Origin of the sequence: Streptomyces sp. NPDC048192, assembly GCF_043202415.1 — a bacterium.
Lineage (GTDB): Bacteria > Actinomycetota > Actinomycetes > Streptomycetales > Streptomycetaceae > Streptomyces.
This window is the reverse complement of sequence record NZ_JBIDAL010000019.1, coordinates 1-26,622: the sequence shown is the minus strand read 5'-3', so window position 1 is coordinate 26,622 and position 26,622 is coordinate 1. Positions and strand designations below refer to the sequence as shown.

At 71.6% G+C, this 26,622-nt stretch carries 25 protein-coding genes and 1 rRNA gene; 6 read left to right on the top strand and 20 right to left on the bottom strand.

The annotated features are described in order from the left end of the window. Positions 1 to 16: 16 nt before the first annotated feature. Complete coding sequence (locus ACGFZN_RS32995) at positions 17 to 1,171, bottom strand: hypothetical protein (protein ID WP_393862134.1); 1,155 nt, start codon at positions 1,169 to 1,171, stop codon at positions 17 to 19. Between the two features lie 142 nt (positions 1,172 to 1,313). Between ACGFZN_RS32995 and ACGFZN_RS32990 the strand changes: the two genes are divergently transcribed. Next, on the top strand, positions 1,314 to 2,183 hold the full coding sequence (locus ACGFZN_RS32990) for a DUF4253 domain-containing protein (RefSeq protein ID WP_393862133.1): 870 nt from the start codon (positions 1,314 to 1,316) through the stop codon (positions 2,181 to 2,183). A 13-nt stretch (positions 2,184 to 2,196) separates the two neighbouring features. Here the strand turns inward: ACGFZN_RS32990 and ACGFZN_RS32985 are convergent, their stop codons facing one another. From ACGFZN_RS32985 to hemB, 3 genes are all read right to left on the bottom strand, one after another. Beyond that, positions 2,197 to 3,498 (bottom strand): PLP-dependent aminotransferase family protein, encoded by a 1,302-nt coding sequence (locus ACGFZN_RS32985; RefSeq protein WP_393862132.1) that lies wholly within the window; start codon positions 3,496 to 3,498, stop codon positions 2,197 to 2,199. A 112-nt stretch (positions 3,499 to 3,610) separates the two neighbouring features. Continuing rightward, positions 3,611 to 3,976, bottom strand: coding sequence for a DUF805 domain-containing protein (locus tag ACGFZN_RS32980; protein WP_393862131.1), 366 nt, complete (start codon positions 3,974 to 3,976; stop codon positions 3,611 to 3,613). 308 nt (positions 3,977 to 4,284) lie between these two features. After that, positions 4,285 to 5,277 (bottom strand): porphobilinogen synthase, encoded by a 993-nt coding sequence (gene hemB / locus ACGFZN_RS32975; protein ID WP_393862130.1) that lies wholly within the window; start codon positions 5,275 to 5,277, stop codon positions 4,285 to 4,287. 230 nt (positions 5,278 to 5,507) lie between these two features. On the opposite strand from hemB, the gene ACGFZN_RS32970 reads away from it, so the two are divergent. Further along, positions 5,508 to 6,500 carry a phospholipase D-like domain-containing protein gene (locus tag ACGFZN_RS32970; protein WP_393862129.1) on the top strand — a complete coding sequence of 331 codons (993 nt, stop codon included), beginning with the start codon at positions 5,508 to 5,510 and terminating at the stop codon, positions 6,498 to 6,500. Between the two features lie 219 nt (positions 6,501 to 6,719). After that, positions 6,720 to 7,805, top strand: coding sequence for a lytic polysaccharide monooxygenase (locus tag ACGFZN_RS32965; protein WP_393862128.1), 1,086 nt, complete (start codon positions 6,720 to 6,722; stop codon positions 7,803 to 7,805). Between the two features lie 97 nt (positions 7,806 to 7,902). Here the strand turns inward: ACGFZN_RS32965 and ACGFZN_RS32960 are convergent, their stop codons facing one another. From ACGFZN_RS32960 to ACGFZN_RS32935, 6 genes are all read right to left on the bottom strand, one after another. Next, on the bottom strand, positions 7,903 to 8,868 hold the full coding sequence (locus tag ACGFZN_RS32960; RefSeq protein WP_393862127.1) for a helix-turn-helix domain-containing protein: 966 nt from the start codon (positions 8,866 to 8,868) through the stop codon (positions 7,903 to 7,905). Positions 8,869 to 9,260: 392 nt separating this feature from the next. Beyond that, positions 9,261 to 10,973, bottom strand: coding sequence for a uroporphyrinogen-III synthase (locus ACGFZN_RS32955; protein ID WP_393862126.1), 1,713 nt, complete (start codon positions 10,971 to 10,973; stop codon positions 9,261 to 9,263). Beyond that, complete coding sequence (gene hemC, locus ACGFZN_RS32950) at positions 10,970 to 11,965, bottom strand: hydroxymethylbilane synthase (protein WP_393862125.1); 996 nt, start codon at positions 11,963 to 11,965, stop codon at positions 10,970 to 10,972. Before hemC ends, ACGFZN_RS32955 begins: the two co-directional genes overlap by 4 nt. Continuing rightward, a complete protein-coding gene (locus ACGFZN_RS32945; RefSeq protein ID WP_393862124.1) occupies positions 11,962 to 13,656 on the bottom strand; it encodes a glutamyl-tRNA reductase in 1,695 nt (564 codons plus the stop codon). Before ACGFZN_RS32945 ends, hemC begins: the two co-directional genes overlap by 4 nt. Continuing rightward, the gene (locus ACGFZN_RS32940) at positions 13,653 to 14,417 is read right to left on the bottom strand and encodes a redox-sensing transcriptional repressor Rex (RefSeq protein ID WP_393862123.1); all 765 of its coding nucleotides are present in this window, start codon (positions 14,415 to 14,417) and stop codon (positions 13,653 to 13,655) included. The genes ACGFZN_RS32945 and ACGFZN_RS32940 overlap by 4 nt, the downstream gene beginning before the upstream one ends. A 333-nt stretch (positions 14,418 to 14,750) precedes the next feature. Next, positions 14,751 to 15,032: a glutaredoxin family protein gene (locus ACGFZN_RS32935; protein WP_330338534.1), complete on the bottom strand. Its 282-nt coding sequence runs from the start codon at positions 15,030 to 15,032 to the stop codon at positions 14,751 to 14,753. Positions 15,033 to 15,159: 127 nt separating this feature from the next. Between ACGFZN_RS32935 and ACGFZN_RS32930 the strand changes: the two genes are divergently transcribed. The 3 genes from ACGFZN_RS32930 (at position 15,160) to ACGFZN_RS32920 (ending at position 18,652) form a co-directional block, all read left to right on the top strand. Then, the gene (locus tag ACGFZN_RS32930) at positions 15,160 to 16,080 is read left to right on the top strand and encodes an HAD family hydrolase (RefSeq protein WP_393862122.1); all 921 of its coding nucleotides are present in this window, start codon (positions 15,160 to 15,162) and stop codon (positions 16,078 to 16,080) included. A gap of 335 nt (positions 16,081 to 16,415) precedes the next feature. Further along, positions 16,416 to 17,192, top strand: a complete 777-nt coding sequence (locus tag ACGFZN_RS32925) for an ECF subfamily RNA polymerase sigma factor, BldN family (RefSeq protein ID WP_330338536.1) — start codon at positions 16,416 to 16,418, stop codon at positions 17,190 to 17,192. A gap of 236 nt (positions 17,193 to 17,428) precedes the next feature. Beyond that, positions 17,429 to 18,652 (top strand): DUF5667 domain-containing protein, encoded by a 1,224-nt coding sequence (locus ACGFZN_RS32920; RefSeq protein WP_393862121.1) that lies wholly within the window; start codon positions 17,429 to 17,431, stop codon positions 18,650 to 18,652. 78 nt (positions 18,653 to 18,730) lie between these two features. On the opposite strand, the gene ACGFZN_RS32915 is transcribed toward ACGFZN_RS32920, so the two are convergent. The 10 genes from ACGFZN_RS32915 to rrf form a co-directional block, all read right to left on the bottom strand. Further along, positions 18,731 to 19,804, bottom strand: coding sequence for a lysophospholipid acyltransferase family protein (locus ACGFZN_RS32915; RefSeq protein ID WP_393862120.1), 1,074 nt, complete (start codon positions 19,802 to 19,804; stop codon positions 18,731 to 18,733). Between the two features lie 14 nt (positions 19,805 to 19,818). Beyond that, positions 19,819 to 20,880, bottom strand: coding sequence for an NAD-dependent epimerase/dehydratase family protein (locus tag ACGFZN_RS32910; RefSeq protein ID WP_393862119.1), 1,062 nt, complete (start codon positions 20,878 to 20,880; stop codon positions 19,819 to 19,821). A gap of 189 nt (positions 20,881 to 21,069) precedes the next feature. After that, positions 21,070 to 21,168, bottom strand: coding sequence for a 30S ribosomal protein bS22 (locus ACGFZN_RS32905; protein ID WP_003948845.1), 99 nt, complete (start codon positions 21,166 to 21,168; stop codon positions 21,070 to 21,072). Positions 21,169 to 21,315: 147 nt separating this feature from the next. Beyond that, the gene (locus tag ACGFZN_RS32900; RefSeq protein ID WP_121791081.1) at positions 21,316 to 21,528 is read right to left on the bottom strand and encodes a helix-turn-helix domain-containing protein; all 213 of its coding nucleotides are present in this window, start codon (positions 21,526 to 21,528) and stop codon (positions 21,316 to 21,318) included. Positions 21,529 to 21,657: 129 nt separating this feature from the next. Further along, positions 21,658 to 22,473 carry a phosphatase gene (locus ACGFZN_RS32895; protein ID WP_393862118.1) on the bottom strand — a complete coding sequence of 272 codons (816 nt, stop codon included), beginning with the start codon at positions 22,471 to 22,473 and terminating at the stop codon, positions 21,658 to 21,660. A gap of 92 nt (positions 22,474 to 22,565) precedes the next feature. After that, positions 22,566 to 23,738 carry an acetoin utilization protein AcuC gene (locus tag ACGFZN_RS32890; protein WP_393862117.1) on the bottom strand — a complete coding sequence of 391 codons (1,173 nt, stop codon included), beginning with the start codon at positions 23,736 to 23,738 and terminating at the stop codon, positions 22,566 to 22,568. Then, positions 23,689 to 24,900 carry an MFS transporter gene (locus ACGFZN_RS32885; protein ID WP_393862116.1) on the bottom strand — a complete coding sequence of 404 codons (1,212 nt, stop codon included), beginning with the start codon at positions 24,898 to 24,900 and terminating at the stop codon, positions 23,689 to 23,691. Before ACGFZN_RS32885 ends, ACGFZN_RS32890 begins: the two co-directional genes overlap by 50 nt. A 98-nt stretch (positions 24,901 to 24,998) precedes the next feature. Then, complete coding sequence (locus ACGFZN_RS32880; protein ID WP_393862115.1) at positions 24,999 to 25,736, bottom strand: VC0807 family protein; 738 nt, start codon at positions 25,734 to 25,736, stop codon at positions 24,999 to 25,001. Between the two features lie 93 nt (positions 25,737 to 25,829). Further along, positions 25,830 to 26,474 carry an HAD family hydrolase gene (locus ACGFZN_RS32875; protein WP_393862114.1) on the bottom strand — a complete coding sequence of 215 codons (645 nt, stop codon included), beginning with the start codon at positions 26,472 to 26,474 and terminating at the stop codon, positions 25,830 to 25,832. A gap of 60 nt (positions 26,475 to 26,534) precedes the next feature. Then, positions 26,535 to 26,622: ribosomal RNA gene (gene rrf / locus ACGFZN_RS32870) — 5S ribosomal RNA — on the bottom strand; the annotation flags it as partial.

Genomic DNA, 26,622 nt, shown 5'->3' with positions numbered 1-26,622 from the left:
GCGATGAGCGTCCGTTTCAGTTGCCGATGAGCGCCCCCTGCACCGGCTCGCGGCCGGGGCGGGGGCGTCGGCGGTGGCCGCGTGGGGGGCGGTGGGGCCACAGGAGGACGTACGCCGCCGAGCCCAGGCAGAACGTCAGGCGGATCAGGCCCCGGGTGGCGTCCGAGGGGATCAGCAGGGCGCTGCCGTACAGGGAGATGAGGGCGATCCAGCTGACCCACGGGACCAGGCGGCGCTGGCCGATCGAGTCCCAGATCAGGGTGCCCAGCAGGACCGAGGCGTTGTAGTACGTGTACACGCTGGGGTCGAGGAGGATGCGGGCGTCGGCCGCCAGGAACACCACCGCCGGCCAGCGGCCGCGCCGTACCGCCAGCGCGCCCAGGCCCATACCGAGGGCCATCTGGGCGGGGCGGTCCCACCAGGGGGTCTGCGGGTCGTCGACGCCGAACCAGCGCAGGGAGGACGCGGGCTGGTTGGGGATCGTGAAGCGGGCCGCGTGCAGGGTTTCCAGGTGGGTCAGGTAGAAGGGCAGCCAGGCCACCGCCACCAGGCCGGACGTCCAGGCCGCGGCGCGCAGGCGGGCCGGGCGGGGCAGGGCGAGCAGCAGCGGCAGGAAGCCCACGGCCCAGGGTTTGGAGTCGACCGCGAGGGCCAGCAGGACGCCCACCGCCGTGGCGTTGCCCCGGACCAGGGCGCGGACGGCGAGCGTGGTGAAGAACAGGGCGAGGACGTCGTCGAGGTGGGCGAAGCGGACCGCGACCTCGACCCACATGGGGATGAAGGCGGCGCCGGCGATGAGGACGCGTTGCTGGAGGCGTCTGTGGTTGACGCCCGTGCCGAGGTAGTGGTCGGCGGCGGCGCGGCCGACCAGGACGAGCATGTACAGGCCGAGGCCGGACATGAAAGCGTCGGCCAGTTTCTCACCCAGGCCCGCGGGGAACGGCGCGAAGAGCCCGGCGACGAGAAAGCTGACGGGGCCGATCTGCAGCTCGGGGTGGTTGGCGTAGAGGGCGAGTCCGCCGCCGTTCGCCTGGCCGAAGAGCAGCTGCTCGCCCTGGCGCAGATAGTGCCAGGACACGGCCGCGTGCCGTTCGGCGACCGCGAACCAGACGGCCGTCCACAGGGTGAGCAGCACGATGTGCCACCGCACCGGGTAACGCCCGATCCGCACGATCCTCCGTCCCTCCCGTCACACCGGTCACCGTGTCCCGCTCCATCACAACACCACCCGGTAAGAGCGGGTTCGGGCGTCGTGGGTTCCTCGGTGCGGACGGCCAACGGCGTTGTCAGTGGCGGCCTTTACAGTCACCGGTATGGCGACTCTTCCGAACCCGCTGCCCAGGCTGGCCACCGACCCCAGCGGTCGTTCCCTGGGGCTGCGGCTCCCTCCCGGCCGGCTGGTCGACCTGACGTACCACGGTTCCTGGCACGAACCGCTGCTGTGGCATGCGGAGAAGCCCGCCGCGCCGGGCACGTGGAAGGCGCTGGGCGCGCCCGCGGCGCGGGCCGGTCTGCTGCCGGTGCTCATAGACCTGGCCGCGGCCCGGGGGCGGCTGGAGGACTGGGGGCTGCTGCCCGGCGAGACGTCGTATCCGGGGGATCACGACGCCGAGGACGTCCTGGCGGAGTACTGGCAGGAGGAGACGGAGGACGACGAACTCGCCGAGGAGATCGAGCCGTTCGGGCAGGTGTGGCCCGGTCTCGCGCCGGCCGGCTCGCTCGCCGCGGACCCGGACACCCGCGCCGCGCAGGTCGCCGACGGACTGGTGGGCGGCCGCGAGGGAGCCGAAGGGGAGCGCCCCGGAGGCGAGCCGCGGGAAAAGCACCGGGGCGCGATGATCGAGGAGCCGCACCTCGCCCTGGTGCCGGCGCGCCGGTCCGCCGACATCCCGGCGGCGATCGGCTGGGCGGGCCCGGTGAACTACGAGAGCGACGTGGCCCGGATGTGCGCGGTGCTGCGTTCCTGGGAGGACCGCTTCGGCATACGGGTGGTGGCCCTCGGCCTGGACACCCTCGTCGTCTCCGTGGCGGCTCCGCCCGCCACCCCCGAGGACGCCGAGGCGGTGGCGGCGGAGCACTTCGCGTTCTGCCCGGACAATGTGCTCCAGGGCGAGGAGACCACCGTGCGCAGGTATGCGAAGGGGCTGGTCGGACGGCCCGCCTGGAACTTCTGGTGGGACTGAGGCCGCCCGTCCGTCAGCTCTGCAGGGCCCGCCCCAGCCTGCGCAGCCCCTCCGCGATCTCCTGCGGCGTCTGAGTGACGAAGCACAGGCGCAGGGTGGAGGGGTCGGGGGCGCCCGCGTAGAAGGGCGCGCCGGGGACGTAGGCCACGTTCTGCTCGACCGCGCGGGGCAGCAGGGCGAGGGTGTCGTACGACTCGGGCAGGCGCGCCCAGAGGAACATGCCGCCCTCGGGCCTGCCCCACTGCGAGCCGGGCGGGAGGGCGGCCGGCAGGCCGGCGAGCATGGCGTCCCGGCGTTCGCCGTACACGGCGCGCACCCGCTGCACGTGGGTGTCGAGGACGTCCAGATAGCGGGCGGCGGCCAGCTGGTTGAGCGTCGGGGTGTGCAGGTCGGCGGCCTGCTTGGCCACCGCGCAGGCCCGGCGCAGTTCGGCGGGCGCGCGCAGCCAGCCCAGGCGCAGGCCGGGGGCCATGACCTTGGAGAGCGAGCCGAGGAGCACCGTCCGGTCCCCGGCGCCGGGGAGGGAGGCGATCCAGGGGACGGGCTCGCCGTCGTAGCGGAGTTCGCCGTAGGGGTCGTCCTCGACGATCCACAGGCCTTCGCGGGCGGCCACGGCGGCGATCTCGGCGCGGCGCGGTGCGGGCATCGTGCGGCCGGTGGGGTTCTGGAAGGTGGGGACGAGGTAGAGCAGTTTGGGGCGTTCGCGGCGGACCGCCTGTTCCAGGGCGGCCGGGTCCACGCCGTCCGCGTCGCCGGGCACGGGCACGAGGCGCGCGCCCGCGAGGGCGAAGACCTGAAGCGCGGCCAGGTAGCAGGGGCTTTCGACGAGGACGGTGTCGCCGGGTTCGAGCAGGGCGGTCGCCAGGAGGGACAGGGCCTGCTGGGAGCCGGTGGTGACGAGCAGGTCGTCGGCGGTGGTGGGCAGGCCCCGGTCGGTGGCCCGCGCGGCCAGGGCGGCCCGGAGCGTGGGCTCGCCCTCGGTGGTGGAGTACTGCAGTGCCTGCGCCGGGGTCCGCGCGAGGGCCTCCTCGAACGCCGCGGCTATGCCGTTCTTGTCGAACAGCTCCGGCGCCGGAAGCCCGCCCGCGAAGTTGATCACCTCGGGGCGTGCGGTGACCGCGAGGATGTCCCGCACCGGCGAACCCCCCACGGTACGGGCACGCGCGGCCAGCGCCGGCACGGGCGCGCGTCCCGGCTCCGCCGGAGCGGGGACGAACTCGGCGCCGGTGACGCCAGGGCTGAGGGCACCGCTCGGATCCCCCGACCCGGCGCCGGTGACGCCGGGACTGGGGGCGGCGGGCTCGGTGACGGTCATGGCGCGGCTCCTTCGGCTCCGGGGCGGTGTCTCCGCCACCCCGGAGCCTACGGATCAGGGTGCCGTGTACACGGGTCCGTTCCGCGATCCGGACCGCACGGCCGCCGGGCGTTTAGGCGAACGCCGCGGTCTCCTTGGGGTTCGGGCCGTACTGGTTGGCGCCCGCCTGGCTGTCCGAGCAGAAGAAGACCAGCAGGGTGATGGGGCCGGCGAGCGGGACGATCCCGAACAGCAGCCACCAGCCGGAGCGTCCGGTGTCGTGCAGGCGGCGCACGGCGACGCCCCAGGCCGGCAGCAGGAAGGCGAGGTAGGCGATGCCGAGGAGGGCGAAGAGGGCCGACGCGTGGGTCGCGGCCGCGATGCCTCCGAGCACGATGTAGATGATGTACACGAACAGGATGAACAGCCAGTACTCCTTGCGGCGCGCGCGCCCGCTGAATACCGCGTACTTCTTGAGCGCGGCGAGGAACCAGCTCATGACAACCCCCCTGGGATCGATGTTCAGGCCGCCCGTGATCCGGATCCGGCCAGCGCAGAGGTTAGAGCCTTGTCGGGACCTCGTCATGCGCATCGGGGAGCCCAGGTCAGCCTCCCCGTCCGGCCGCTGAGCCGGAAATGCCGCGTCTCAAACATCGGTTTCCGGACAGATCCCCCCGTGCGTACGGGCCGTTTCCCTTGCGGCGGCGGGCCGTTGGGGGTGCCGAGCCCGTTCCGTTACCCAACCGAGGAGCAACCGAGGCCGTTCCGCCACCGCTTCGGTACCGGAACGACCTCCTCCTGTGTCCCTCAGCGCAGCTTCTGCGCCGCCTCGACGGCCCAGTACGTGAGGATGCTCCGCGCGCCGGCCCGCTTGATGCCGGTCAGCGTCTCGAGGATGGCGCGGTCGCGGTCGAGCCAGCCCTTCTCGGCGGCGGCCTCGATCATCGCGTACTCGCCGGAGATCTGGTAGGCGGCGACGGGCACGTCCACGGCGTCCGCGACCCGCGCGAGGATGTCGAGGTACGGCCCGGCCGGCTTGACCATGACCATGTCCGCGCCCTCGGCCAGATCCAGCTCCAGCTCCCGCAGGGACTCGCGCCAGTTGGCCGGGTCCTGCTGGTAGGTCTTGCGGTCGCCCTGGAGCGAGGAGGCGACGGCCTCGCGGAAGGGGCCGTAGAAGGCGGAGGAGTACTTGGCGGTGTAGGCGAGGATCGCCACGTCCTCGCGGCCGATCTGGTCGAGCGCGTCGCGGATGACGCCGATCTGGCCGTCCATCATCCCGCTGGGCCCGACGACATGGGCGCCGGCGTCGGCCTGCACCTGGGCCATCTCGGCGTACCGCTCCAGGGTCGCGTCGTTGTCGACCCGGCCCTCGGCGTCCAGCACCCCGCAGTGCCCGTGGTCGGTGAACTCGTCCAGGCACAGGTCGGACATGACGAGCAGGTCGTCGCCGACCTCGGCGCGCACGTCGCGCAGCGCGACCTGCAGGATCCCGTCCGGGTCCGTGCCGGCCGTGCCCTGCGCGTCCTTCTTGGCCTCCTCCGGCACGCCGAACAGCATGATCCCGGAGATCCCGGCCTGCACGGCCTCCAGCGCGGCCTTCTTCAGGCTGTCGCGGGTGTGCTGGACGACACCGGGCATGGCGGCGATCGGCACGGGCTCGCTCACGCCCTCCCGGACGAACGCCGGAAGGATGAAGTCGGCCGGGTGCAGCCGCGTCTCGGCGACCATGCGGCGCATGACGGGCGACGTGCGCAGCCGCCGGGGACGCGTACCGGGGAAGGATCCGTACTTCGTCATGCCTTCTACGCTACGCCCGCCCGGCCCGCGCCTTTGCCGACGCGATGTCGGTCCGGACGGCGGCTGACAGCCGGTCCACAGCCTGCCCATTCACGGGCAAACCGGCGCCGTCATACGAAGTCTTTGCGCTCCCCTGGGCATCCCTGGAACCCACGGCCTCCCCAGCGTTCTACGCGCGTGGTGTCATGCACGCGCCACCCCCTCCTCGTGCGCTCACCCAGGAGTCACGCATGCTGCGGAAGGTCCTCACCCGCGCGGCCGTCGCCGTCACCGCCGGCGCCGCCGTCGTCGCCACCGCCGTCCCCGCGAACGCCGCGAGCTACTCGGCGTTCGCCTTCTCCCAGAGCGGCAGCCAGCCCACGATCTACGACTTCATCAACTCGGCCACCAGCACGCTCGACATGACGATGTACGAGCTGGAGGACACCACGGCCGTCAACGACCTCATAGCCCTGAAGAACAAGGGCGTCACGGTCCGCGTCATCCTCGACCGCCAGCACCAGTCCGCGAACAACTCCGCCTACACGTCCCTGAAGAACGCGGGCATAGGCGTGGTCTGGTCCTCCTCCGCCTATGTCTACACCCACCAGAAGACGATCACGGTCGACGGCGTGAAGTCCCTCGTCATGACCGGGAACCTCACCTCGCAGTACTACACGACCAGCCGCGACTACGGCGTCTTCACCGACGACACCCGTGACGTGGCCGCCATCGAGAAGGTCTTCAACGCCGACTACACGGCGACCTCCATCACCCCGACGGACGGCGACCACCTGCTGTGGTCCCCCACCGACTCCCGCAACCGCCTGGTGTCCTTCATCAACTCCGCCACCAAGAGCCTGGACGTGGAGGAGCTGGAGTTCAGCGACAGCACGGTGGTCAACGCGATCGTGGCCCGCGCCAAGGCGGGCGTGAAGGTCCGCGTGGTGCTGGAGGATCCGTCCAGCTACTCCGGCGAGGTCTCGGCCATCAAGGCCGCGGGCGGCACGGTCGTCGGCTACTCCGACCCCAACGGCTTCTACATCCACGCCAAGGCCATGGTCGCCGACTACGGCCTGAGCACCCAGGAGGTCGAGGCCGGCTCCATGAACATCAGCAGCAACTCCCTGAGCAACAACCGGGAACTGGGCATCATCCTCACCGGCACGGGCGTGGCCCAGCCGGTGGCGCAGACCGTCGAGACGACGTTCGACAGCGACTACGCGGGCGGCACGGCGGCGTAGCCCCCTCGCACAGGATCCACCGCTCGGCCCGGGTGGCGCGGCTTCGACCGCCCCACCCGGGCCGATCGTTTTCCGCCGCACCAAAAGCGTTTCGTCCAGGCGGTTTACATATGGCGTGCGTCACCCTACTCTCCCGACCAATGGGAGCGCTCCCACGTCTCCCGCACGTCTGCACATCCCTCTGTCCATCACGTCCCTCTGCGAAGGGTCACTCCCCCCATGATCAGACGCAGCAGAACGTCGGCGCTGCTCGCGGCAGTCGCCACCATGCTCTCCGCGTTAGGGCTGGTCATCTACGGCACGGGAGCCGCGTCGGCCCACGGCGTCGCCATGTTCCCGGGCTCGCGCACCTACCTCTGCTACAAGGACGCCGTCACGAGCACCGGCGCGGTCGACCCGACCAACCCGGCCTGCGCGGCGGCCATCGCGCAGAGCGGTGCGACCTCCCTCTACAACTGGTTCGCGGTGCTGGACTCCAACGCCGCCGGGCGCGGCGCGGGTTACGTCCCGGACGGCACCATCTGCAGCGCCGGCAACAAGTCGCCGTACGACTTCAGCGGCTACAACCTCGCCCGCGACGACTGGCCGAAGACGCACCTGACCTCGGGCTCCACGATCCAGCTGCAGTACAGCAACTGGGCCGCGCACCCCGGTGACTTCCGGGTCTACATCACCAAGCAGGGCTGGTCCCCCACCACTCCGCTCGCCTGGTCGGACCTGCAGCTGATCTCGACGGTCACCAACCCGCCCGCGTCCGGCTCGCCCGGCACGGACGGCGGCCACTACTACTGGAACCAGGCCCTGCCCTCGGGCCGGTCGGGCAACGCGCTGCTGTTCATCCAGTGGGTGCGGTCGGACAGCAACGAGAACTTCTTCTCCTGCTCCGACATCGTCTTCGACGGCGGCCACGGCGAGGTGACGGGCATCCGAGGCAGCGGCGACACGACCCCGCCCCCGGACGGCGGCGGTACCACCCCGCCCCCGGACAACGGCAGCGGTTCCTGCATGGCCGCCTACAGCGTGGACAGCTCCTGGAGCGGCGGCTTCCAGGCGACGGTCACGGTCATGAACCACGGCACCTCGCCGTTGAGCGGCTGGCACGTCGGCTGGACACCCGGCAGCGGCACGACGATCGGCAGCGTGTGGAACGGCGTCCTGTCCAAGGGCACGAACGGGTCGGTGACGGTCACCAACGCCGACTACAACCGCACCGTACCGGCGGACGGCAGTACGACGTTCGGCTTCGTCGCGACGTCCTCCGGAAACAACCTCCCATCGGGCTCCCTGACCTGCACGAGCCCGTAACACCAACACCCTGACTCGGCGGCCCGTGGGATCGGCACGGGGGGTCCCACGGGCCGTCGGACATCCGTGAGCCAGACCGGTGGCGGACGCCGCAGGCCTACGCAGCACACGCGCTCTCGTCCGAAAGGACCCTCTGTTCCGCGCGGCAGTCGCGGCAGTGGCCCGGGTGTGGGGCGCGGAAGGCGCGGTCGCAGCCGTCGCAGTTCTGGAGGGGATCGCGCCTGCGGCCGGCTGCGGCCTCCGCGCCGGTGTCCGGCGGGGGCGCGGGGCGGGCCGGGAGCGGTACAGGGAGCAGCGCGTCCAGCCGGTAACCGAGCAGCCTGGCCGGGCTCTTCAGGTCGGCGGGAAGGTCGGCGGTCAGGGCGTGGTGGATGACCGCGGCCGTCGCCCCGCTGTCGAACCAGGCGGTGACGGCGGGCGCGAGCCGGTCCACGTCACGGCGGGAGAGGATGAGCCGGTCGTCGGCCCTGCGGAGGCCCGCGAGCAGGGTGACGGCCTTGTCATGGCGGGGGTCGCGAGAGCGGCCGTGCGCTTCCGGCGTCGTGGCCGGTTTCGGCGCCGCCACGGGCGCGGGGACAGGTTCGGGCGCGTCCGGCTGAGGGGGTTGGTCGTCCTCCTCGGGCGCTGCCGGAGGATTCGCGCCCGCGCTGAGCCGACGCTCGCCGGTACGAGCCACGCGGAGCGGCGCCGGGGCGGCGGCAACCGGGGTGTGGTGGGCGTACGTACGCGTGACCAGCCGACCGGACTCGGTGTGCTCCCGGACCCGCTGCAGATAGCCGTGCGCCTCCAGCTCGCGCAGCGCGGCGGCGATCCGGTCCCGGCCCTCGGGAAAGCGTTCGGCGAGGCTGCGGATGTCGACCGGGGTGCCCTCGGGCACCGACAGGATGTGGGTCGCGAGCCCGATCGCGGTCAGCGACAGCTCGCGGTGCTGGGCGAGGTGGTTGCCGACGACGACGTACTGCCCGGACTGGTACGTGCGTACGTGGATGACACCGGAGGGGGTGGTGGATCGTCGAACACCCTGAATCGGGCGCAGGGCGGCGTTAGGCTTCTTCTCAGCCATGGGGAAGGGCTCTTCTTCCTCGTTGGTCAGGCCCTCGCACTGGGATTGCCGTCCCGGCGGGGGCCGATGCATGTGTGGGCTTGGGAAGTTGTGACAGAGGCAATTGCCTCGGGGCGAGCCTGCACGCCCGAACCACCGCCGCGCCAGCCAGACCGCCCACTTTCACCCGCCCGAGTGATGGATGCCGGGTTTGGTTTGGTTGGTTGGTTATTTCCCCGGGTTCTTTGGTCTTTTACGGCCCGCAGCCCCGGCCCCCGGACCGCCGGGTCACCCGCTTCCCGGCTCCGGTGTGACATGCGCCGACGGGCCGTTCCGCGCACGCGAGAAGGTGCTGGGAGAGACACGAAAGGCGGGGCGCCCCCGCACAGGACACCCCGCCTCACCTCACGTCGTCACGTCGTCGACCGACGCCTCCGCGCCCCCGGCCTCCGCTCGCTCGGCCGGGTCACCGGGTCCCCCGCCTCCAGGGCGGCAGCCCGGCGCTTCATGCCGAAGTCCGCCAGCGCCTCCGCCAGCTTGTGGACCGACGGCTCGGGTGCCATCACGTCGACCCGGAGGCCGTGCTCCTCCGCCGTCTTCGCCGTGGCCGGGCCGATGCAGGCGATCACCGTCACGTTGTGCGGCTTGCCCGCGATGCCGACCAGGTTGCGGACCGTGGAGGACGAGGTGAAGAGGACCGCGTCGAAGCCGCCGCCCTTGATCGCCTCGCGGGTCTCCGCCGGCGGCGGCGACGCGCGCACGGTGCGGTAGGCCGTGACGTCGTCGACCTCCCAGCCCAGCTCGATCAGGCCGGCGACCAGGGTCTCCGTGGCGATGTCGGCGCGAGGGAGGAAGACGCGGTCGATCGGGTCGAAGACCGGGTCGTAGGGGGGCCAGTCCTCCAGGAGGCCCGCCGCGGACTGCTCGCCGCTCGGCACCAGGTCCGGCTTCACGCCGAAGGCGACGAGGGCCTTCGCCGTCTGCTCGCCCACCGCAGCCACCTTGATACCCGCAAAAGCCCGAGCGTCAAGGCCGTACTCCTCGAACTTCTCCCGTACCGCCTTCACCGCGTTGACCGACGTGAAGGCGATCCACTCGTAGCGGCCGGTGACCAGGCCCTTGACCGCGCGCTCCATCTGCTGCGGGGTGCGCGGGGGCTCCACCGCGATGGTCGGGACCTCGTGCGGCACCGCGCCGTAGGACCGCAGCTGGTCGGAGAGCGAGGCCGCCTGCTCCTTCGTGCGCGGCACGAGCACCTTCCAGCCGAACAGCGGCTTGGACTCGAACCACGACAGCTGGTCGCGCCGGGCGGCTGCGCTGCGCTCGCCGACCACGGCTATGACCGGCCGGCCGCCGTCCGGGGACGGCAGGACCTTCGCCTGCTTCAGGGTCTGCGCGATCGTGCCGAGGGTCGCCGCCCAGGTGCGCTGGCGGGTGGTCGTGCCGGCGACGGTGACGGTCAGCGGGGTGTCGGGCTTGCGGCCCGCCGAGACCAGTTCGCCCGCCGCCGCGGCCACCGAGTCCAGGGTCGTGGAGACGACCACCGTGCCGTCGGAGGCGCCCACCTCGGTCCAGCAGCGGTCCGAGGCCGTACGGGCGTCCACGAACCGGACGTCCGCGCCCTCGGCGTCCCGCAGCGGCACACCGGCGTACGCGGGCACGCCGACCGCCGCCGCCACGCCCGGGACCACCTCGAAGGGCACCCCGGCGGCGGCGCAGGCGAGCATTTCCTCGGCCGCGTACGTATCGAGTCCCGGGTCCCCGGACACCGCACGGACGACCCGCCTGCCGCCCCGCGCGGCCTCCATGACAAGATGAGCGGCATCCCGGGCAGCAGCCGGGACAGCGGCGGGTGTTGACGTGCCGTCAACGACCGTCAGCTGGGGCGTGCCCGTGCCCGGCGGGGAGACCGAAGAGGGGTCCGCGTCCGTCTCGACCACGGAGACGCCCTGTCGGGCGTGCGTCCGGATCACGTCGAGCACCTCGTGCTCGGCGATCAGGACGTCCGCGTGCGACAGCGCCTCCACGGCGCGCAGAGTCAGCAGTCCCGGATCTCCGGGTCCGGCACCGAGGAAGGTGACGTGCCCGTGTTCCGGACCGGCGGCAGGAAGGGCGGTGGGGCTCAATGTGCTCGCTCCCCCATCAGACCGGCCGCGCCCTGGGCGAGCATCTCGGTGGCGAGGTCGCGACCGAGTGCCCACGCCTGGTCGTGCGTCTGGGGCACGGGACCGGTGGTGGACAGCTGCACCATGCGCGAACCGTCGGTGGTGCCGACGACGCCGCGCAGGCGCATTTCCTTGACAGACTGCCTGTCGGCCTGGGGGTCCCCCCGCTCGAGCGGAGCCGAGAGTGGGGGAAGGTCGGCCAAGGCGCCTACAGGGGCGCTGCAACCGGCCTCCAGGGCGGCGAGCAGTGACCGTTCGGCGGTGACGGCGGCCCGCGTGACGGGGTCGTCGAGTGCGCCGAGCGCGGCGATCAGGTCCGCGTCGTCCGCGGCGCACTCGATCGCCAGGGCCCCCTGGCCGGGGGCGGGCAGAACCGTGTCGACCGACAGGAAGTCGGTCACCTCGTCGATCCGGCCGATCCGGTTGAGGCCGGCGGCGGCCAGGACGACGGCGTCGAGTTCGCCGTCGCGGACGTACCGGATGCGGGTGTCGACGTTGCCGCGTATCGGGACCGTCTCTATGTCCAGGCCGTGCGCGCGGGCGTACGCGTTCAGCTGCGCCATGCGGCGCGGCGCACCGGTGCCGATGCGCGCTCCGCGCGGCAGGTCCGTGAACTTCAGCGCGTCCCGCGCGACGATCACGTCGCGGGGGTCCTCGCGCTCTGGTACGGCGGCCAGGACCAGCTCCTCGGGCTGTGCCGTAGGGAGGTCCTTGAGCGAGTGAACCGCGAAGTCGACCTCGCCCCTCAGCAGCGCGTCCCGCAGCGCGGTGACGAACACGCCGGTGCCGCCGATCTGCGCGAGCGCCTCGCGGGAGACGTCGCCGTACGTGGTGATCTCGACCAGCTCCACGGGCCGACCGGTCACCCCGCGGACGGCCTGCGCCACCTGGCCGGACTGGGCCATGGCGAGCTTGCTGCGCCTGGTCCCCAGCCTCAGTGCCTTCTCAGTCATGCCGGTCGGTCCTTCTTGTCTGTGCTGTCCCCGGCCCGGGAGACGGCGGCGACCGTCTCGGGGTCGAGGTCGAACAGGGTGCGCAGCGCGTCCGCGTACCCGGCGCCGCCGGGCTCGGCCGCGAGCTGCTTGACCCGTACGGTCGGCGCGTGCAGCAGCTTGTCGACGACCCGGTGCACGGCCTGCCGGATCTCACCGCGCTGGCGTTCGTCCAGGTCGGGCAGGCGGCTGTCGAGCCGAGCGATCTCGCCGGCGACGACGTCGGCGGCCATGGTGCGCAGCGCGACCACGGTGGGCGTGATGTGCGCCGCCCGCTGTGCCGCGCCGAAGGCCGCGACCTCGTCGGAGACGATACGCCGGACCTGGTCGACGTCGGCAGCCATCGGAGCGTCGGCGGAGGCTTCCGCCAGCGACTCGATGTCCACCAGCCGCACCCCGGCCAGCCGGTGCACGGCCGCGTCGATGTCGCGGGGCATGGCCAGGTCGAGGAGGAAGAAGAAGGGCGCCGGGCGCTCGGCCGGCGGCTCCGGCCTGCGCCGCTCGGGGATCCGGCCCACCGTGGCGGCGGTCGCGGCGAGCGCGGCGATCAGCTCGGCGTCGGCCTCGGGGCTGCGGCGGGCCGTGCGGTCGATCGTTCCTCCGGCGACCCAGGCCGCGTGCTGCTCGAGGGTGGCCGCGTCCATGCCGGCGACGGCGGCCTCGCCCATGACGGAGAAGCCGGGCTGTACGGCGGCCAGGTCCAGCGGGCAGTTCTCGTCGGCGGGCGGCAGCGGGGTCTTCGCGCTCACCTCGGTCACCGTGGTGTCCGCGACGGCGGGCTGCCCGGTGCGGCCCTCGACGGCGTGGGCGACCGCCTCCGCGGTGAGCACCAGGCCGGTCGCCCCGGTGCAGGAGACGACGACGTCGGCACGTGTCAGCTCGTCCGGCACGGCGTCCATCCGTACCGCGCGGGCGGTCACCGCGTTGCCGTCGGCCTCGGTCAGGCCCTGTCCGTACTGCTCTTCGAGCAGCTGCGCGAGCCGTTCTGCGCGCTCGAAGGTGCGGTTGGCGACGACGATCTCGGCGACCCCGGCCCGCGCCAGCGTGGCGGCGGCCAGCGAGGACATCGATCCGGCGCCGATGACCAGCGCCCTGCGGCCGGACGCCCAGGCCGGCACGTCGCCGCCGGCGGCCAGCTGCTCCAGGCCGAAGGTGACCAGGGACTGGCCGGCGCGGTCGATGCCGGTCTCGGAGTGGGCGCGCTTGCCGACCCTGAGGGCCTGCTGGAACAGGTCGTTCAGCAGCTTGCCGGCGGTGTGCAGCTCCTGGGCGGTGGCCAGGGAGTCCTTGATCTGGCCGAGGATCTGCCCCTCGCCGACGACCATCGAGTCCAGGCCGCAGGCCACCGAGAACAGGTGGTGGACGGCCCGGTCCTCGTAGTGCACGTAGAGATAGGGGCTCAGCTCGTCCAGGCCGACCCCGCTGTGCCGGGCGAGCAGCGTGGACAGCTCGGCGACACCGGCGTGGAACTTGTCCACGTCGGCGTACAGCTCGATGCGGTTGCAGGTGGCGAGCACCGCGGCCTCGGTGGCCGGCTCGGCGGCGACCGTGTCCTGGAGCAGCTTGATCTGGGCATCCGAGCTCAGCGCGGCCCGCTCCAGCACGCTGACCGGCGCGCTGCGGTGGCTCAGTCCGACGACGAGGAGACTCATGCCGGCATCACGGCGGGCACGTCCCCGTCGGGTCCCTGGTCGCCGGCGGCGTCGCGGGCGGTGGCGGGCAGCGAGCCGACGTCGCCGGCCGCGGTCTCCTCGCCGGCCTTGCGCTGCTCGTGGAAGGCGAGGATCTGGAGTTCGATCGAGAGGTCGACCTTGCGCACGTCGACGCCGTCCGGGACGGACAGCACGGTCGGCGCGAAGTTCAGGATGGAGGTGACCCCGGCGGCCACGAGCCGGTCGCAGACCTGCTGGGCGACGCCGGCGGGGGTGGCGATGACGCCGATGGAGACCCCGTTGTCCTTGATGATCTTCTCGAGGTCGTCGGAGTGCTGCACGGGGATGCCCGCGACCGGCTTGCCCGTCAGGGCGGGGTCGGCGTCGATGAGCGCGGCGACCCGGAAGCCGCGGGAGGCGAAACCGCCGTAGCCGGCGAGGGCGGCGCCCAGGTTGCCGATGCCGACGATGACGACGGGCCAGTCCTGGGTGAGGCCCAGTTCGCGGGAGATCTGGTAGACGAGATACTCCACGTCGTAGCCGACACCGCGCGTTCCGTACGACCCGAGGTACGAGAAGTCCTTGCGCAGCTTGGCGGAGTTGACTCCCGCCGCCGCGGCCAGCTCCTCGGAGGAGACCGTGGGTACCGAGCGCTCGGACAGCGCGGTGAGGGCTCGGAGGTACAGCGGAAGCCGGGCGACGGTGGCCTCGGGAATCCCTCGGCTGCGGGTCGCCGGTCGGTGTGTTCGGCCAGTTGCCACGGTGCTCCTGCGGGTAGAGCGGGGCTGCAGGCGGTCGTACGTCCCCAGACCGCCCCGTCGACAGCAGGCTATGTCTTTGTGAACGCGTGCACAAAGATGGTGTCCGATTTGCCCGGCAGAAGTGACCGGGGTCACGCACCCTTTACGCCCGTGGCCGGAACCGGCGCATACACACCGGCGTCCCTTCGTTACTGGGGGCAAAACCGCACACTCTCCTCACGAATCCCGCCCCCGAGATCAGACCGCCGTCGATCCTAAGCGACTTTCCCGCTTCTTTGGACTGGTCGGTCAGTGCGGTCCCGACCACTCGGTCAGCGCCTCGGCAGCTTGGGGCTAGTCGGTCAGCGCGCGGCGCAGCCGCTCCTCGTTCACGCGCCAGAACGTGTGCTGCTCGCCATCGATCAGGACGACCGGGATCTGCTCCCAGTACCGGTCGTGCAGCGCCCGGTCCTCGGTGATGTCCTTGCCCTCCCAGGGCACCCCGAGCTCCCCGCACACCTTCTCGATCACCGCCTGCGCGTCGTCGCACAGATGGCAGCCGGGCTTGCGGATCAGGGTGACGAGCCGGTCACGCGGGTCGGCGGGGTCGGCCTTGCGCCGGAAAAGAGGACTCATACCGGCCATTCTCGCTCGCACCGCGCCCGCTTCCGACCGGCTCTTTAACGGCTCGGTCGCGGAGAGTTCACACACACCCAACCTGTCCACCGGCGGAACGGCCGTACGAACTGGCTATGCTCACGCCATGGCCGCTCTCGGATGGCTCACTCCCCGTAGGCGCTCCGCCACGGCGCGCAGCGTGTTGGCAGGCGAGGCCTCGGCGGAGGCTGCCCGCAAGTCCTCTCAGGAAGCCCCGCCGGCGCAGCAGACGGAGCCGGAGTTCCCGGTGATCGGCGACGACAAGGCGGCCGCCTTCTTCGACCTCGACAACACCGTCATGCAGGGCGCCGCGCTGTTCCACTTCGGCCGGGGCCTGTACAAGCGGAAGTTCTTCGAGACGCGCGACCTCGCCAAGTTCGCCTGGCAGCAGGCCTGGTTCCGGCTGGCCGGCGTCGAGGACCCCGAGCACATGCAGGACGCCCGCGACTCCGCGCTGTCCATCGTCAAGGGCCACCGGGTCGCCGAACTGGAGTCGATCGGCGAGGAGATCTACGACGAGTACATGGCCGACCGCATCTGGCCCGGCACCCGCGCCCTGGCCCAGGCCCACCTGGACGCCGGGCAGAAGGTGTGGCTGGTCACGGCGGCCCCGGTGGAGATCGCCCAGGTGATCGCCCGCCGCCTGGGCCTGACCGGCGCGCTGGGCACGGTGGCGGAGTCCGTCGACGGCGTCTACACGGGCCGGCTGGTGGGCGAGCCGCTGCACGGGCCGGCGAAGGCGGAGGCGGTGCGCGCCCTGGCCGCGGCCGAGGGGCTCGACCTGTCCCGCTGCGCCGCCTACAGCGACAGCCACAACGACATCCCGATGCTCTCCCTCGTCGGGCACCCCTACGCCATCAACCCCGACGCCAAGCTGCGCAGGCACGCCCGCGAGAAGGACTGGCGGCTGCGCGACTACCGCACGGGGCGCAAGGCCGCGAAGGTGGGAATCCCGGCGGCGGCCGGGGTCGGCGCGGTCGCCGGCGGCACCGCGGCGGCGATCGCGTTGAGCCGACGGCGCCGATAACCACGGGCCGGCTGTCCACGGAGCGTCGCCGCAGGGCCGGCGTGCCGGCGCTGCCCCGTCGGCGCCGCGCGCTCGGATTATGCCGCGGCCATTTCAACACGCCCCGGACCTCACCGAAACCGGCCGAATATCGGTCAGGAACCGATCACGTTGCGGCACTTGATGAGGCGTCAATCGGTAACAGAAGCGACGCAATCGATGATTTGAGCAACTCGGTGTAGCAGGGCCTGTACGAAGCGTTATTCTCCTCAGACGCAAACCGGTACCTCGCCGTCGCTACGACGAGTGAAGGGTTCCGCACTGCACGTGATGGAAGCTCTGCCTCTGGGAGTCCCGTGTACCCACACGTCGGGGTTGACGCCTCGGGCCTGGCTACGCTGCGCGCAACAGTCGCAACGGTCAAAGAGACGCTGCGCGGCCTCGTCCCCACCGCGTACGCCGTCCCCGCCTTCGCCGCCGCGCCCGTCGGCCCGTGCTACGCACTGGCCGAAGGCAGCGCCGCCGTGGGCAGACGAGGGCGCTCGGCCGGCGCCGCCACCGCCCGCCGCCCGGCCGCGGACAGCGACAGCGCCCGGATGATGGACCTGGTCGAGCGGGCCCAGGCCGGCGAGGCCGAGGCCTTCGGCCGGCTGTACGACCAGTACAGCGACACGGTGTACCGGTACATCTACTACCGCGTCGGCGGCCGGGCCACCGCCGAGGACCTGACGAGCGAGACCTTTCTGCGCGCCCTGCGCCGGATCGGCACCTTCACCTGGCAGGGCCGCGATTTCGGGGCCTGGCTGGTGACCATCGCCCGGAACCTGGTCGCCGACCACTTCAAGTCCAGCCGCTTCCGCCTGGAGGTCACCACCGGCGAGATGCTCGACGCCAACGAGGTCGAGCGCTCCCCGGAGGACTCCGTCCTGGAGTCCCTGTCGAACGCCGCGCTGCTGGACGCCGTACGCCGGCTCAATCCGCAGCAGCAGGAGTGCGTGACCCTCCGCTTCCTCCAGGGCCTCTCGGTCGCCGAGACCGCCCGCGTCATGGGCAAGAACGAGGGCGCCATCAAGACCCTCCAGTACCGCGCCGTGCGCACCCTCGCCCGGCTCCTCCCGGACGACGCCCGCTGACCGTCCGCCACTCTGAGCGATGCCCAACTCACGATCGGTGAAAGCTCGTTGCCATTTCGATCCGGGCGCCCGGCATGCGTAACCGAAGTGCCGCGCCAGTCGTTGTGCGGGATACAGGCTCCCTGTGGTCACGTTCTGCCCGACCTGATCGCTCGATCGTGTGCAAGTGGTCGCGGGCGTGCAACCCTCAGGACCCCCTGGGGAGTCGACCGTCATGACGAGAGGAGGTGCCGCCAGTGATCGCGAACGTATCGGCGCACCGGCGGGCGAACGCCTTCGCCCAGGCCCTGGAGGAGCAGTCCGACCGGGACACGGCGGCCGAGCAGTCCGTGAGCCCGGCGGGTTCTCCGCCGACCGCCGAGGAACAGTCGGAGCAGGGCGAGCTGCTGGCCCTCGCCGCGGACCTCGGCGCGCTGCCCAAGCCGCAGCTCGACCCCGAGGTCAAGGTCGTGCAGCGGGCGCAGCTGGTGGCCGCGATGGAGGCCATGCTCCAGGAAGGCACGGGGGCGGACGCGTCGGTACCGGAACAGCGGTCGCGCGGCCGGGGCGCACACCGGGCGACGTCGCTGGGCAAGCTCCGCCCGCGCTCACGGCTGACCAAGGGCCTCGCCGCCGGCGGGCTCAGCGTGGGCGTGGCCGCGGGAGCCTTCGGCGGAGTCGCCGCCGCCAGTTCGAACGCCCTGCCCGGTGACTCCCTCTACGGCCTCAAACGCGGCATCGAGGACTTCAAGCTCAACTACCTGACCGACGGCGACGACGCCCGCGGCCAGACCTACCTCGACCAGGCCTCCACCCGGCTCAACGAGGCCCGCCGGCTGCTGGAGCGCGGCCGCGGCGGCCAGCTCGACCACGAGTCCATCGGCGAGATCCGCCGCACGCTCTCCGGCATGCAGCACGACGTCACCGAGGGCCACCGCCTGCTCCACGAGGCGTACGAGGCCGACCCCGACTCCCTCGGCCCGATCCAGGCGCTGTCCACGTTCTCCCGCTCCCACCGCCAGGCGTGGAGCGCGCTCAGCGACAAGCTGCCGGTGCAGCTCGGAGACGTCAAACAGCAGGTGTCGTCGGTGTTCGACGCCATAGACCAGGAGGTCGCCCCGCTGCAGTCCCTGCTGCCCCAGCCGCCCGCCCAGGACGACGGCAAGCAGCCGGGCTCCGGTCCGACGTCCTCGGGCTCCTCCGGCGGCCACCGGTCGACGGCGCCCAGCTCCTCCGGCTCCACCCCGTCCTCCGGCAGGCACGCGGGCACCGGCGACCCGAGCGGCACGGCCACCCACAGCAGCGGCGAGGGCCTGCTCGGCGGCGACACGGGAGGTCTGCTGGAGCCGCCCAGGACCGGCACGGGCAGCAGCGCCCCGTCCACCAGCAAACCGCCGGCGACCGCCCCCGACGTCACCCTCCCCCCGCTCCTCCCCGGCCTCCTGCCGGGCCTGGGCATCGAGGGCGAGGACGCACACTGACACCGGCCCGGCCACGGCAGAGGGGGCGCCCCACCCGAGCGGGGCGCCCCCTCTGCCGTACACGGGCCTTCGAGGGGTTCAGAAGAACACCGACCGCCGCTGCACCAGCAGCTTGTACAGCGTGTGCTGGATCTGTTCCCGGACCTGATCGGTCAGGTTGAACATCAGCATCGGGTCCTCGGCCGCCTCCGGCGGATAGCCGTCCGTCGGGATCGGCTCCCCGAACTGGATCGTCCACTTCGTCGGCAGCGGAATCGCCCCCAGCGGCCCGAGCCACGGGAACGTCGGCGTCAGCGGGAAGTACGGGAAGCCCAGCACCCGCGCCAGCGTCTTGGCGTTGCCGATCATGGGGTAGATCTCCTCCGCCCCCACGATCGAGCATGGAATGATCGGCACGCCCTGCCGCAGCGCGGTCGACACGAAGCCGCCCCGCCCGAACCGCTGGAGCTTGTACCGCTCGCTGAAGGGTTTCCCGATGCCCTTGAACCCCTCGGGCATCACCCCGACCAGCTCGCCCTGGGACAGCAGCCGCTCGGCGTCCTCCGCACAGGCGAGGGTGTGCCCCAGCTTGCGCGCCAGCTCGTTGACCACCGGCAGCACGAACACCAAGTCGGCCGCCAGCAGCCGCAGATGACGGTCGGCCGGATGGTGGTCGTGCACGGCGACCTGCATCATCAGCCCGTCCAGCGGCAGCGTCCCGGAGTGGTTGGCGACGATCAGCGCCCCGCCGTCGGCCGGGATGTTCTCGATGCCCTTCACGTCGACCCGGAAGTACTTCTCGTACACCGGCCGCAGCAGCGACATCAGGACCTGGTCGGTCAGCTCCGCGTCGTAACCGAAGTCGTCGACGTCGTAGTCCCCGGTCAGCCGGCGCCGCAGAAAGGCCAGCCCGGCCGCCACCCGGCGCTCCAGGCCACCGCCCTGCCCGGCGCCGCCCGGCCGCTCCTGCGGCTCCCTCGGACCCTCCTCGCGGCTCACGGGCCCATCCTCCTGCACACCGCCCTGGCCCGGCAGGGGCTGGACCTCGCCCATCTCGCCGGTCTCGGCGAGCCCACCGCGCCGGCTGCCCGCGCTCCGGCGCCGCGCCGGGCGCTGCACGGCGCCTCCCCGGGACCGGTCGTCGTCGAACGGAATGACCTTGGCGTCCGCCATCGTTGCCGCTCTCCTCAGTTGGCGCTGTGCGTCTGCGGGTGGCCGCCTGCCTTCGCGGCGAGCGCGGCGATCCGGTCGACGGCCCCCGCGAGGGCCTGCGGCGGCACCAGGCCGGGGCCCTGGCCGCGGACGAAGTCCGCGAACGTCTCCGCCGTCGTGTACTTGGGCGTGAAGCCCAGCGTCTCGCGCATCTGGACCGTGTCCACCACCCGCCCGTGCGTGAGCAGCCGGATCTGCTCCGGCGAGAAGTCCGTCATACCGAGCGTACGCACCAGCGAACCCGCCCAGGTGACCGCGGGCAGCAGCAGCGGCACCGTCGGCCGGCCGAGCCGCCGCGAGCACTGCGAGAGCAGCAGCACCCCGTCGCCGGCGATGTTGAACGTGCCGCTGTTGAGGGTGCCCCGGCGCGGCTCGTGCGAGGCGATCCTGAGCACCTCGACGACGTCGTCCTCGTGCACGAACTGCAGCCGCGGGTCGTAGCCGAACACGGTCGGCAGCACGGGAAGCGCGAAGTAGGAGGCGAGGGGGGTGTCGGCGGTCGGCCCGAGGATGTTGGCGAACCGCAGCACGCACACGGCGACGTCCGGCCGCCGCCGGGCGAAGCCGCGCACATAGCCCTCGACCTCGACGGTGTCCTTCGCGAAGCCGCCGCTCGGCAGCGACTTCGGCGGGGTCGTCTCGGTGAACACGGCCGGATCGCGCGGCGCCGAGCCGTAGACGTTGGTGCTGGACTTCACCACCAGCCGCTTCACCGTGGGCGACTTCTGGCAGGCGCCGAGCAGCTGCATGGTGCCGATGACGTTGGTCTCCTTGACGGTGGCGCGGTTGCCGCTGCCCAGCGCCGTGCCCGTCACATCCATGTGGACGACCGTGTCCGCACCCGTCTCGGCGAGCACCCGGGCGATCCCCGGCTGCCGGATGTCGGCCTGGATGAAGTCCGCCCCGCCCAGATGGTGCGCCGGCGCCACCGCGTCCACCGCGATCACCCGGGCGACCTCGGGATCCCGCTGGATCCGCCGTACGAACCGGCCGCCCAGCTGCCGGGCCACCCCGGTGACGAGCACGACCTTTCCCAAGATCAGCGCCTTCCCTCGTACGTGATGCGTACGGCCAACCTAGCGGGTGCACGTTGCGCTGTGATGACCGCCCGATGCATGAAGTGACGGAAATTCACTCATCGGAGGACGACGAGTACCCCGGGATACGGCTGTGGCCCCCCATCGATGTGGATGGGGGGCCACAGGGACACGCTCTCGCGACGCCGCTTACTTCTTGTTGCGGCGCTGAACGCGCGTGCGCTTGAGCAGCTTGCGGTGCTTCTTCTTGGCCATCCGCTTGCGCCGCTTCTTGATAACAGAGCCCACGACTACCCTCGCTCACTTCTCATCACTCGGTTGTTTGGGCGCCATGGGCCCACACGACCTACGAGGGGCTAGCCTACCCAACCGAGCGCCAAGGTCGTAATCGAGGGGGGTGCCCCGGGTCACCCCGGGGTCACCCTGGAGTTGCCGTCAGGCCGTCTCCACCCCCACATAGCTGTCACGGAGGTACTCGTGTACCGCCTGTTCCGGGACGCGGAAGGACCGCCCCACCCGGATCGCGGGCAGATGACCGCTGTGCACCAGCCGGTACACGGTCATCTTGGACACTCGCATCACCGAGGCGACCTCCGCCACGGTAAGGAACTGAACCTCGTTCAGAGGCCTCTCGCCAGCTGCAGCCATGACACACCTGAACCTTCCGCACTCGACGGCCACCGGCTTCCCCTTCCGGTGACTCTTCGTCGCTGCGTGCTCACTCCCCAATGTAGGGGCGGGTGATGCAAGTGGGGAAGAGGTGCACCCATCGCAGGCCTACTGTGACAGACACGCTCGTTTGAGTACGTAGCGGGTGAGCGGCCCGTAGTACTCGGATCGCACGCCGTCATCAACCGGAACGACGACGGACACGCGCCCCTCCGCCTCCCCCACGAACAGCGCCGGATCGTCGGTGTCGGCGAGCCCGATGGCCTCGAACCCCAGCTGACCAGCACCGCAGACCCAGCCGTGGTCGCCGACGACCAGCTCGGGCAGCGGCCCCCCGCCCTCCGCGGCGGCCTCCAGCACGACCCGAACCGGGAGCGGCGAATGACAGTGCACGCCCGGCTCACAACCGGGGCGCCCGCCGCCGGTTTCCCGCACCAACCCGACTCCGCGGGCGTAGTCCAGTGCGCACGTACGTAGACCGAACCGGGTCAATATGTCGACACAGCGACCCTGCGCGGGGGTGAGCACGTCACACCCCGCCGCCGAGAGCGCGTCCGCCAGGCCGGCGTAGAACCCGAGCAGCGGCCGCGGATGCCCGGTCCCGAACAGCACCGGCGCGCCCCTCCGCGCGACCTCGCCGATCCGCGCCGCGAACGCGTCCAGCGCCGCGAGCGTACGCTCCGGGTCGATCACGTCCGGACCCGACGTGTGCCGGGGATCGGCCGACACCCCGCACTTGTCCGCCATCAGCTCCAGCAAGTTCCGCTGCTCCCACGCCTCTTCGGGATCGATCCCGATCAGCACCCGGGGGTCCCGGGCAGCGAACAGCCGATAACTGCGCAGACTGTCCTCCCGAGAGGTCCCCACCTCCCCGGCAAGCCGGACAGCCAGCAGATGCGCGCGTAAAGCCCCGCCGGTCGACATGGCTGCGATGGTGACGCACGGCGGCCGGCAGCGAGCCGGGAACGCGCGATTTGCGCACGGTTGGCGTAACGCGGGTGGAGTCCCCCGCCGGTTCAGGGCAGCAGCCCCCGCAGGGGGAACGCCGCCGTGCGCGTGGCCCGCACCGCCTGGTCGACCCGGTCCGCGGGGTCGTACCCCGCCTCCCACGGAGACCAACTCACCGGCCACCGCCCGTCGGTCATCCGCTGCGGCCCCAGCTGCCGGGTCCGGGCGAACACCTCCTGCCGCCACCCTTCCGGGATCACCGTCTCCGGAGCGATCGGCCGCCCCGCCGCGATCCCCACCAGATGCGTCCAGGACCGCGGCACGACGTCGACCACCGCGTACCCGCCGCCGCCGAGCGCCACCCACTTGCCCCCTGCGTACTCGTGCGCCAGCTCGTGGCACGCCACCTGCACCGTCCGCTGCGCGTCCAGCGACACGGCGAGATGCGCCAGCGGATCCTCGAAGTGCGTGTCGGCCCCGTGCTGCGACACCAGCACCTGCGGCCGGAACTCGGCGAGCAGCTCCGGCACCACCGCGTGGAACGCCCGCACCCACCCCGCGTCCCCGGTCCCCGCCGGCAGCGCCACGTTCACCGCGGCCCCCTCCCCCGCCCCGGCCCCGGTCTCCTCCGGCCACCCGGTCTGCGGGAACAACGTACGGGGATGCTCGTGCAGCGAGATCGTCAGAACCCGCGGATCCTCCCAGAACGCCGCCTGCACCCCGTCCCCGTGGTGCACGTCGACGTCCACGTAGGCGACCCGCTCGGCCCCCAGCTCCAGCAGCCGCGCGATGGCCAGCGAGGCGTCATTGTAGACGCAGAACCCCGACGCCCCGCCCGGCATCGCATGGTGCAGACCGCCCGCGAAGTTCACCGCGTGATCGGCGTCCCCGCGCCACACCGCCTCCGCCGCCCCCACCGACTGCCCGGCGATCAGCGCGGACACCTCGTGCATCCCGGCGAAGGCCGGGTCGTCGACCGTACCCAGCCCGTACGACCCGTCCGCCCCCGCCGGATCCGCCGACGCGGCCTTCACCGCGTCGATGTAGTCCTCCCGGTGGACCAGCCGCAGCGTCGACTCCCCGGCCGGCTTGGCCGCGACGACCTCCACCTCCCGGTCGAGCCCGAAGGCGTCCACCAGTTTCCGGGTCAGTGCCAGCCGGACCGGATCCATCGGATGGTCCGGGCCGAAGTCATAGCCCGTTACTGCCTCGTCCCACATCAGCTGTGCGCGGCCGCTCATGCCCGCCACCGTATCGGTCCGGTTGACCCGCGAACGACCTGGCGTACACCAACGTCACCAGCACCAACACCATCGGCACCAGCATGGCCCCCCGGTAGCTCCAGGCGTCGCCCAGCGCCCCCACCAGCGGCGAACCGATCAGAAAACCCACGTAATTGAAGATGTTCAGCCGCGCGATGGCCGCGTCCGAAGAACCCGGGAACAGCCGCCCCGCGGCCGCGAACGTCTGCGGCACCAGCACGCACAGCCCGAGGCCCAGCAGCGTGAACCCGAGCATCCCGGCCCACGCCCCGGGCGCCGAGGCCACCACCGCGAACCCGCCGGCCGCCACCAGCGTCCCGAGCCGTACGACCGTCACGGCCCCGAACCGCCGCACCCCGAAGTCCCCGATGGCCCGCCCGAGCAGCGTGGTCACCATGTACACGTTGTACGGCACCGTCGCCAGCTGCTCCGAGCTGCCCAGGACGTCCTTCAGGTACTTCGCGCTCCAGTTGGAGACGGTCGAGTCCCCGATGTAGGCGAAGGTCATCACCAGGCACAGCGGCAGCAGCAGCTTGAAGACGACGCCTCCCCCCTCGGCGCCCCGCTCCGCCACGTGCGCCGGGTCCCCGTCGACGTACCACCGGCTGCCCACGAGCGCCGCCGGCAGCAGCACGGCCACCACCGGCAGGTACGACACCCACAGCCCGAGGTGCCAGTGCGCGCCCACCCAGGCCAGCGAGGCGCCGAGGATCCCGCCCAGGCTGTACGCGGCGTGGAAACTGAGCATGATGCTGCGCCCGTACGACCGCTGGAGACTGACCCCGAGCATGTTCATGGAGGCGTCCAGCGCGCCCACGGCAAGCCCGAACGCGCCCAGCGCCACCGCCAGCCCGGCGATGTGCCCGCCCGCTCCGACGCCGAGCAGCGCCAGCAGCACCACCGGCTGGGACCAGCGCAGCAGCCGGCTCGGGCGGATCCGCTTCACCAGCTGCTCGGTGGTCACGCTGCCGACGCCGGCGAGGACCGGCACTGCGGCCAGGAAGGCCGGCAGCAACGCGTCGGAGACGCCGTACCGGTCCTGGATGGCCGGGATGCGCGTCACCAGGAGAGCAAAGGCGGCGCCCTGCGCGAAGAAGCTGAACGCCAGCGAGGCCCTACCGCGCCGCAGCACATCAGTCATGGCGGCGAGCGTAGGGCCCGTGGCTACCTGTGGGTAGATCCAGCCGAAGATGAATTTCCTTCAGCTTTGCCTCGCCTCCGGATCGGCTTCTGGTCCGGTCAGGCGGCGACGGGCACCTCGGCCCGGCGTGCTGTCTCGTCGGCGGCCTCGACCTCCGCGGCCAGCATCTTCTCCATCGGCTCGACGGCCAGGCCCCCGCTGACGACGAACGCGACCGCCATGAACCCGATCAGGAAGACGGTGCCGAGCCACACCATCGTGTCCACGGGGATGGTGTACGCGCCCAAGGCCCTGCTGACGCACTCCAGCAGCAGCGCCCCACCCCAGACGACGGAGAAGACCTTCTCCTTCTGCCGGAAGGCCGCGGACCGCACGGACCGCCCCGAGACCAGCCGCTGCCAGGCCGCCTCCTTGGCCTCGTCGCCCTTCACCAGGAACGGCTTCATACCGGCGGTCATCATCGGCTTGCCCAGCCACGCGGACACCAGGATGCCGATGCCGACGGTGCTGCTGACCGCGCTGTCCTTGGCGAGCATCAGCCGCGGGTCGCCGGAGACGAAACTCAGCAGCAGCGACACGACGTTGACGACCAGGATCAGTCCCGCCAGGCCGTTGACCCGCCGCTCCTTCACCACGGCCCACACGGTCCGCGCCGCCGGCGCCACGCTGCTCCAGGCGAGCGCCGCGAAGGTACTCATCCCGAAGGCGTCCTTGAACAGGTAGTACGACCCCAGCGGGACCGCCACGTCCAGCATCAGCGGCCTGAAGTTGTCCCACAGGCTCGGCTTCTTGTCCCGCTGCTCGCTCCGGCCCCGGGCCCCCGTGTTCTTCGTCATGCCCCAAGCTTCGCCCCGGCAGGGGGTCCGCCTGTAGAAACGATCGTCCGGACGTCCGCATGACAATTGTCAGGCGCCGGACGATGGCTTCCGTCAAACCAGCAGGTCAGCCAACTCGCCCATGGCGGAGAAGAGTTGGTCGGCGCCCGCGAGCTTCTCCGCCGGTGTCATGGCGGTGAACCCGTACACGGTCATGCCGGCGGCCACGGCCGCCCGCACGCCCAGCGGCGAGTCCTCCACGACCAGGCACCGCTCGGGCGCCACCCCCATCCGCTGCGCGGCGTACAGAAAGAGATCCGGCGCCGGCTTCCCGCGCCCCACATCCTCGGAGCTGAAAATCCGCTCCTGAGGGAACCACCGGTCGAGCCCGGTCGTGCGGTGCCCGACCCGGATCCGCGCATGACTCCCCGACGAGGCCACGCAGTACGGCACCCCGTCCGCGGCCAGCTTCTCCAGTACACCGGCGACGCCGGCCACGGGCTGCAGTTCCCGCTCGAACGCGGCGAACACGCGCGCGTGGAAGACGTCGTCGAAGTCGTCCGGCAGCCGCTGCCCCGTCCGCTCCAGCACGAGCTCATGGACCCGGTGCATCGCCGAGCCCATGTAGTCCCGGACGGAGTCCTCGTACGACGTGGGGTGCCCCAACTCGGTCAGATAGGCCGCCAGGTGCCGGTTGGATATGGGCTCGCTGTCGACGAGCACCCCGTCGTTGTCGAAGATGACAAGGTCGTAGCGCATACCTTCGAGCATAAACGCAGAAAGGCCCACGCCGTGTGGCGTGGGCCTTTCCCAAGAATTGTTCGGCGGCGTCCTACTCTCCCACAGGGTCCCCCCTGCAGTACCATCGGCGCTGTAAGGCTTAGCTTCCGGGTTCGGAATGTAACCG

What these genes read in the sequence shown, in the direction of transcription:
- ACGFZN_RS32990 (WP_393862133.1), top strand. Translation starts at nt 1,314, where the DNA reads ATGGCGACTCTTCCGAACCCGCTGCCCAGGCTGGCCACCGACCCCAGC.
- ACGFZN_RS32985 (WP_393862132.1), bottom strand. Translation starts at nt 3,498, where the DNA reads ATGACCGTCACCGAGCCCGCCGCCCCCAGTCCCGGCGTCACCGGCGCC.
- ACGFZN_RS32980 (WP_393862131.1), bottom strand. Translation starts at nt 3,976, where the DNA reads ATGAGCTGGTTCCTCGCCGCGCTCAAGAAGTACGCGGTATTCAGCGGG.
- hemB (WP_393862130.1), bottom strand. Translation starts at nt 5,277, where the DNA reads ATGACGAAGTACGGATCCTTCCCCGGTACGCGTCCCCGGCGGCTGCGC.
- ACGFZN_RS32970 (WP_393862129.1), top strand. Translation starts at nt 5,508, where the DNA reads ATGCTGCGGAAGGTCCTCACCCGCGCGGCCGTCGCCGTCACCGCCGGC.
- ACGFZN_RS32965 (WP_393862128.1), top strand. Translation starts at nt 6,720, where the DNA reads ATGATCAGACGCAGCAGAACGTCGGCGCTGCTCGCGGCAGTCGCCACC.
- ACGFZN_RS32960 (WP_393862127.1), bottom strand. Translation starts at nt 8,868, where the DNA reads ATGGCTGAGAAGAAGCCTAACGCCGCCCTGCGCCCGATTCAGGGTGTT.
- hemC (WP_393862125.1), bottom strand. Translation starts at nt 11,965, where the DNA reads ATGACTGAGAAGGCACTGAGGCTGGGGACCAGGCGCAGCAAGCTCGCC.
- ACGFZN_RS32945 (WP_393862124.1), bottom strand. Translation starts at nt 13,656, where the DNA reads ATGAGTCTCCTCGTCGTCGGACTGAGCCACCGCAGCGCGCCGGTCAGC.
- ACGFZN_RS32935 (WP_330338534.1), bottom strand. Translation starts at nt 15,032, where the DNA reads ATGAGTCCTCTTTTCCGGCGCAAGGCCGACCCCGCCGACCCGCGTGAC.
- ACGFZN_RS32930 (WP_393862122.1), top strand. Translation starts at nt 15,160, where the DNA reads ATGGCCGCTCTCGGATGGCTCACTCCCCGTAGGCGCTCCGCCACGGCG.
- ACGFZN_RS32915 (WP_393862120.1), bottom strand. Translation starts at nt 19,804, where the DNA reads ATGGCGGACGCCAAGGTCATTCCGTTCGACGACGACCGGTCCCGGGGA.
- ACGFZN_RS32900 (WP_121791081.1), bottom strand. Translation starts at nt 21,528, where the DNA reads ATGGCTGCAGCTGGCGAGAGGCCTCTGAACGAGGTTCAGTTCCTTACC.
- ACGFZN_RS32895 (WP_393862118.1), bottom strand. Translation starts at nt 22,473, where the DNA reads ATGTCGACCGGCGGGGCTTTACGCGCGCATCTGCTGGCTGTCCGGCTT.
- ACGFZN_RS32890 (WP_393862117.1), bottom strand. Translation starts at nt 23,738, where the DNA reads ATGAGCGGCCGCGCACAGCTGATGTGGGACGAGGCAGTAACGGGCTAT.
- ACGFZN_RS32885 (WP_393862116.1), bottom strand. Translation starts at nt 24,900, where the DNA reads ATGACTGATGTGCTGCGGCGCGGTAGGGCCTCGCTGGCGTTCAGCTTC.
- ACGFZN_RS32880 (WP_393862115.1), bottom strand. Translation starts at nt 25,736, where the DNA reads ATGACGAAGAACACGGGGGCCCGGGGCCGGAGCGAGCAGCGGGACAAG.
- ACGFZN_RS32875 (WP_393862114.1), bottom strand. Translation starts at nt 26,474, where the DNA reads ATGCGCTACGACCTTGTCATCTTCGACAACGACGGGGTGCTCGTCGAC.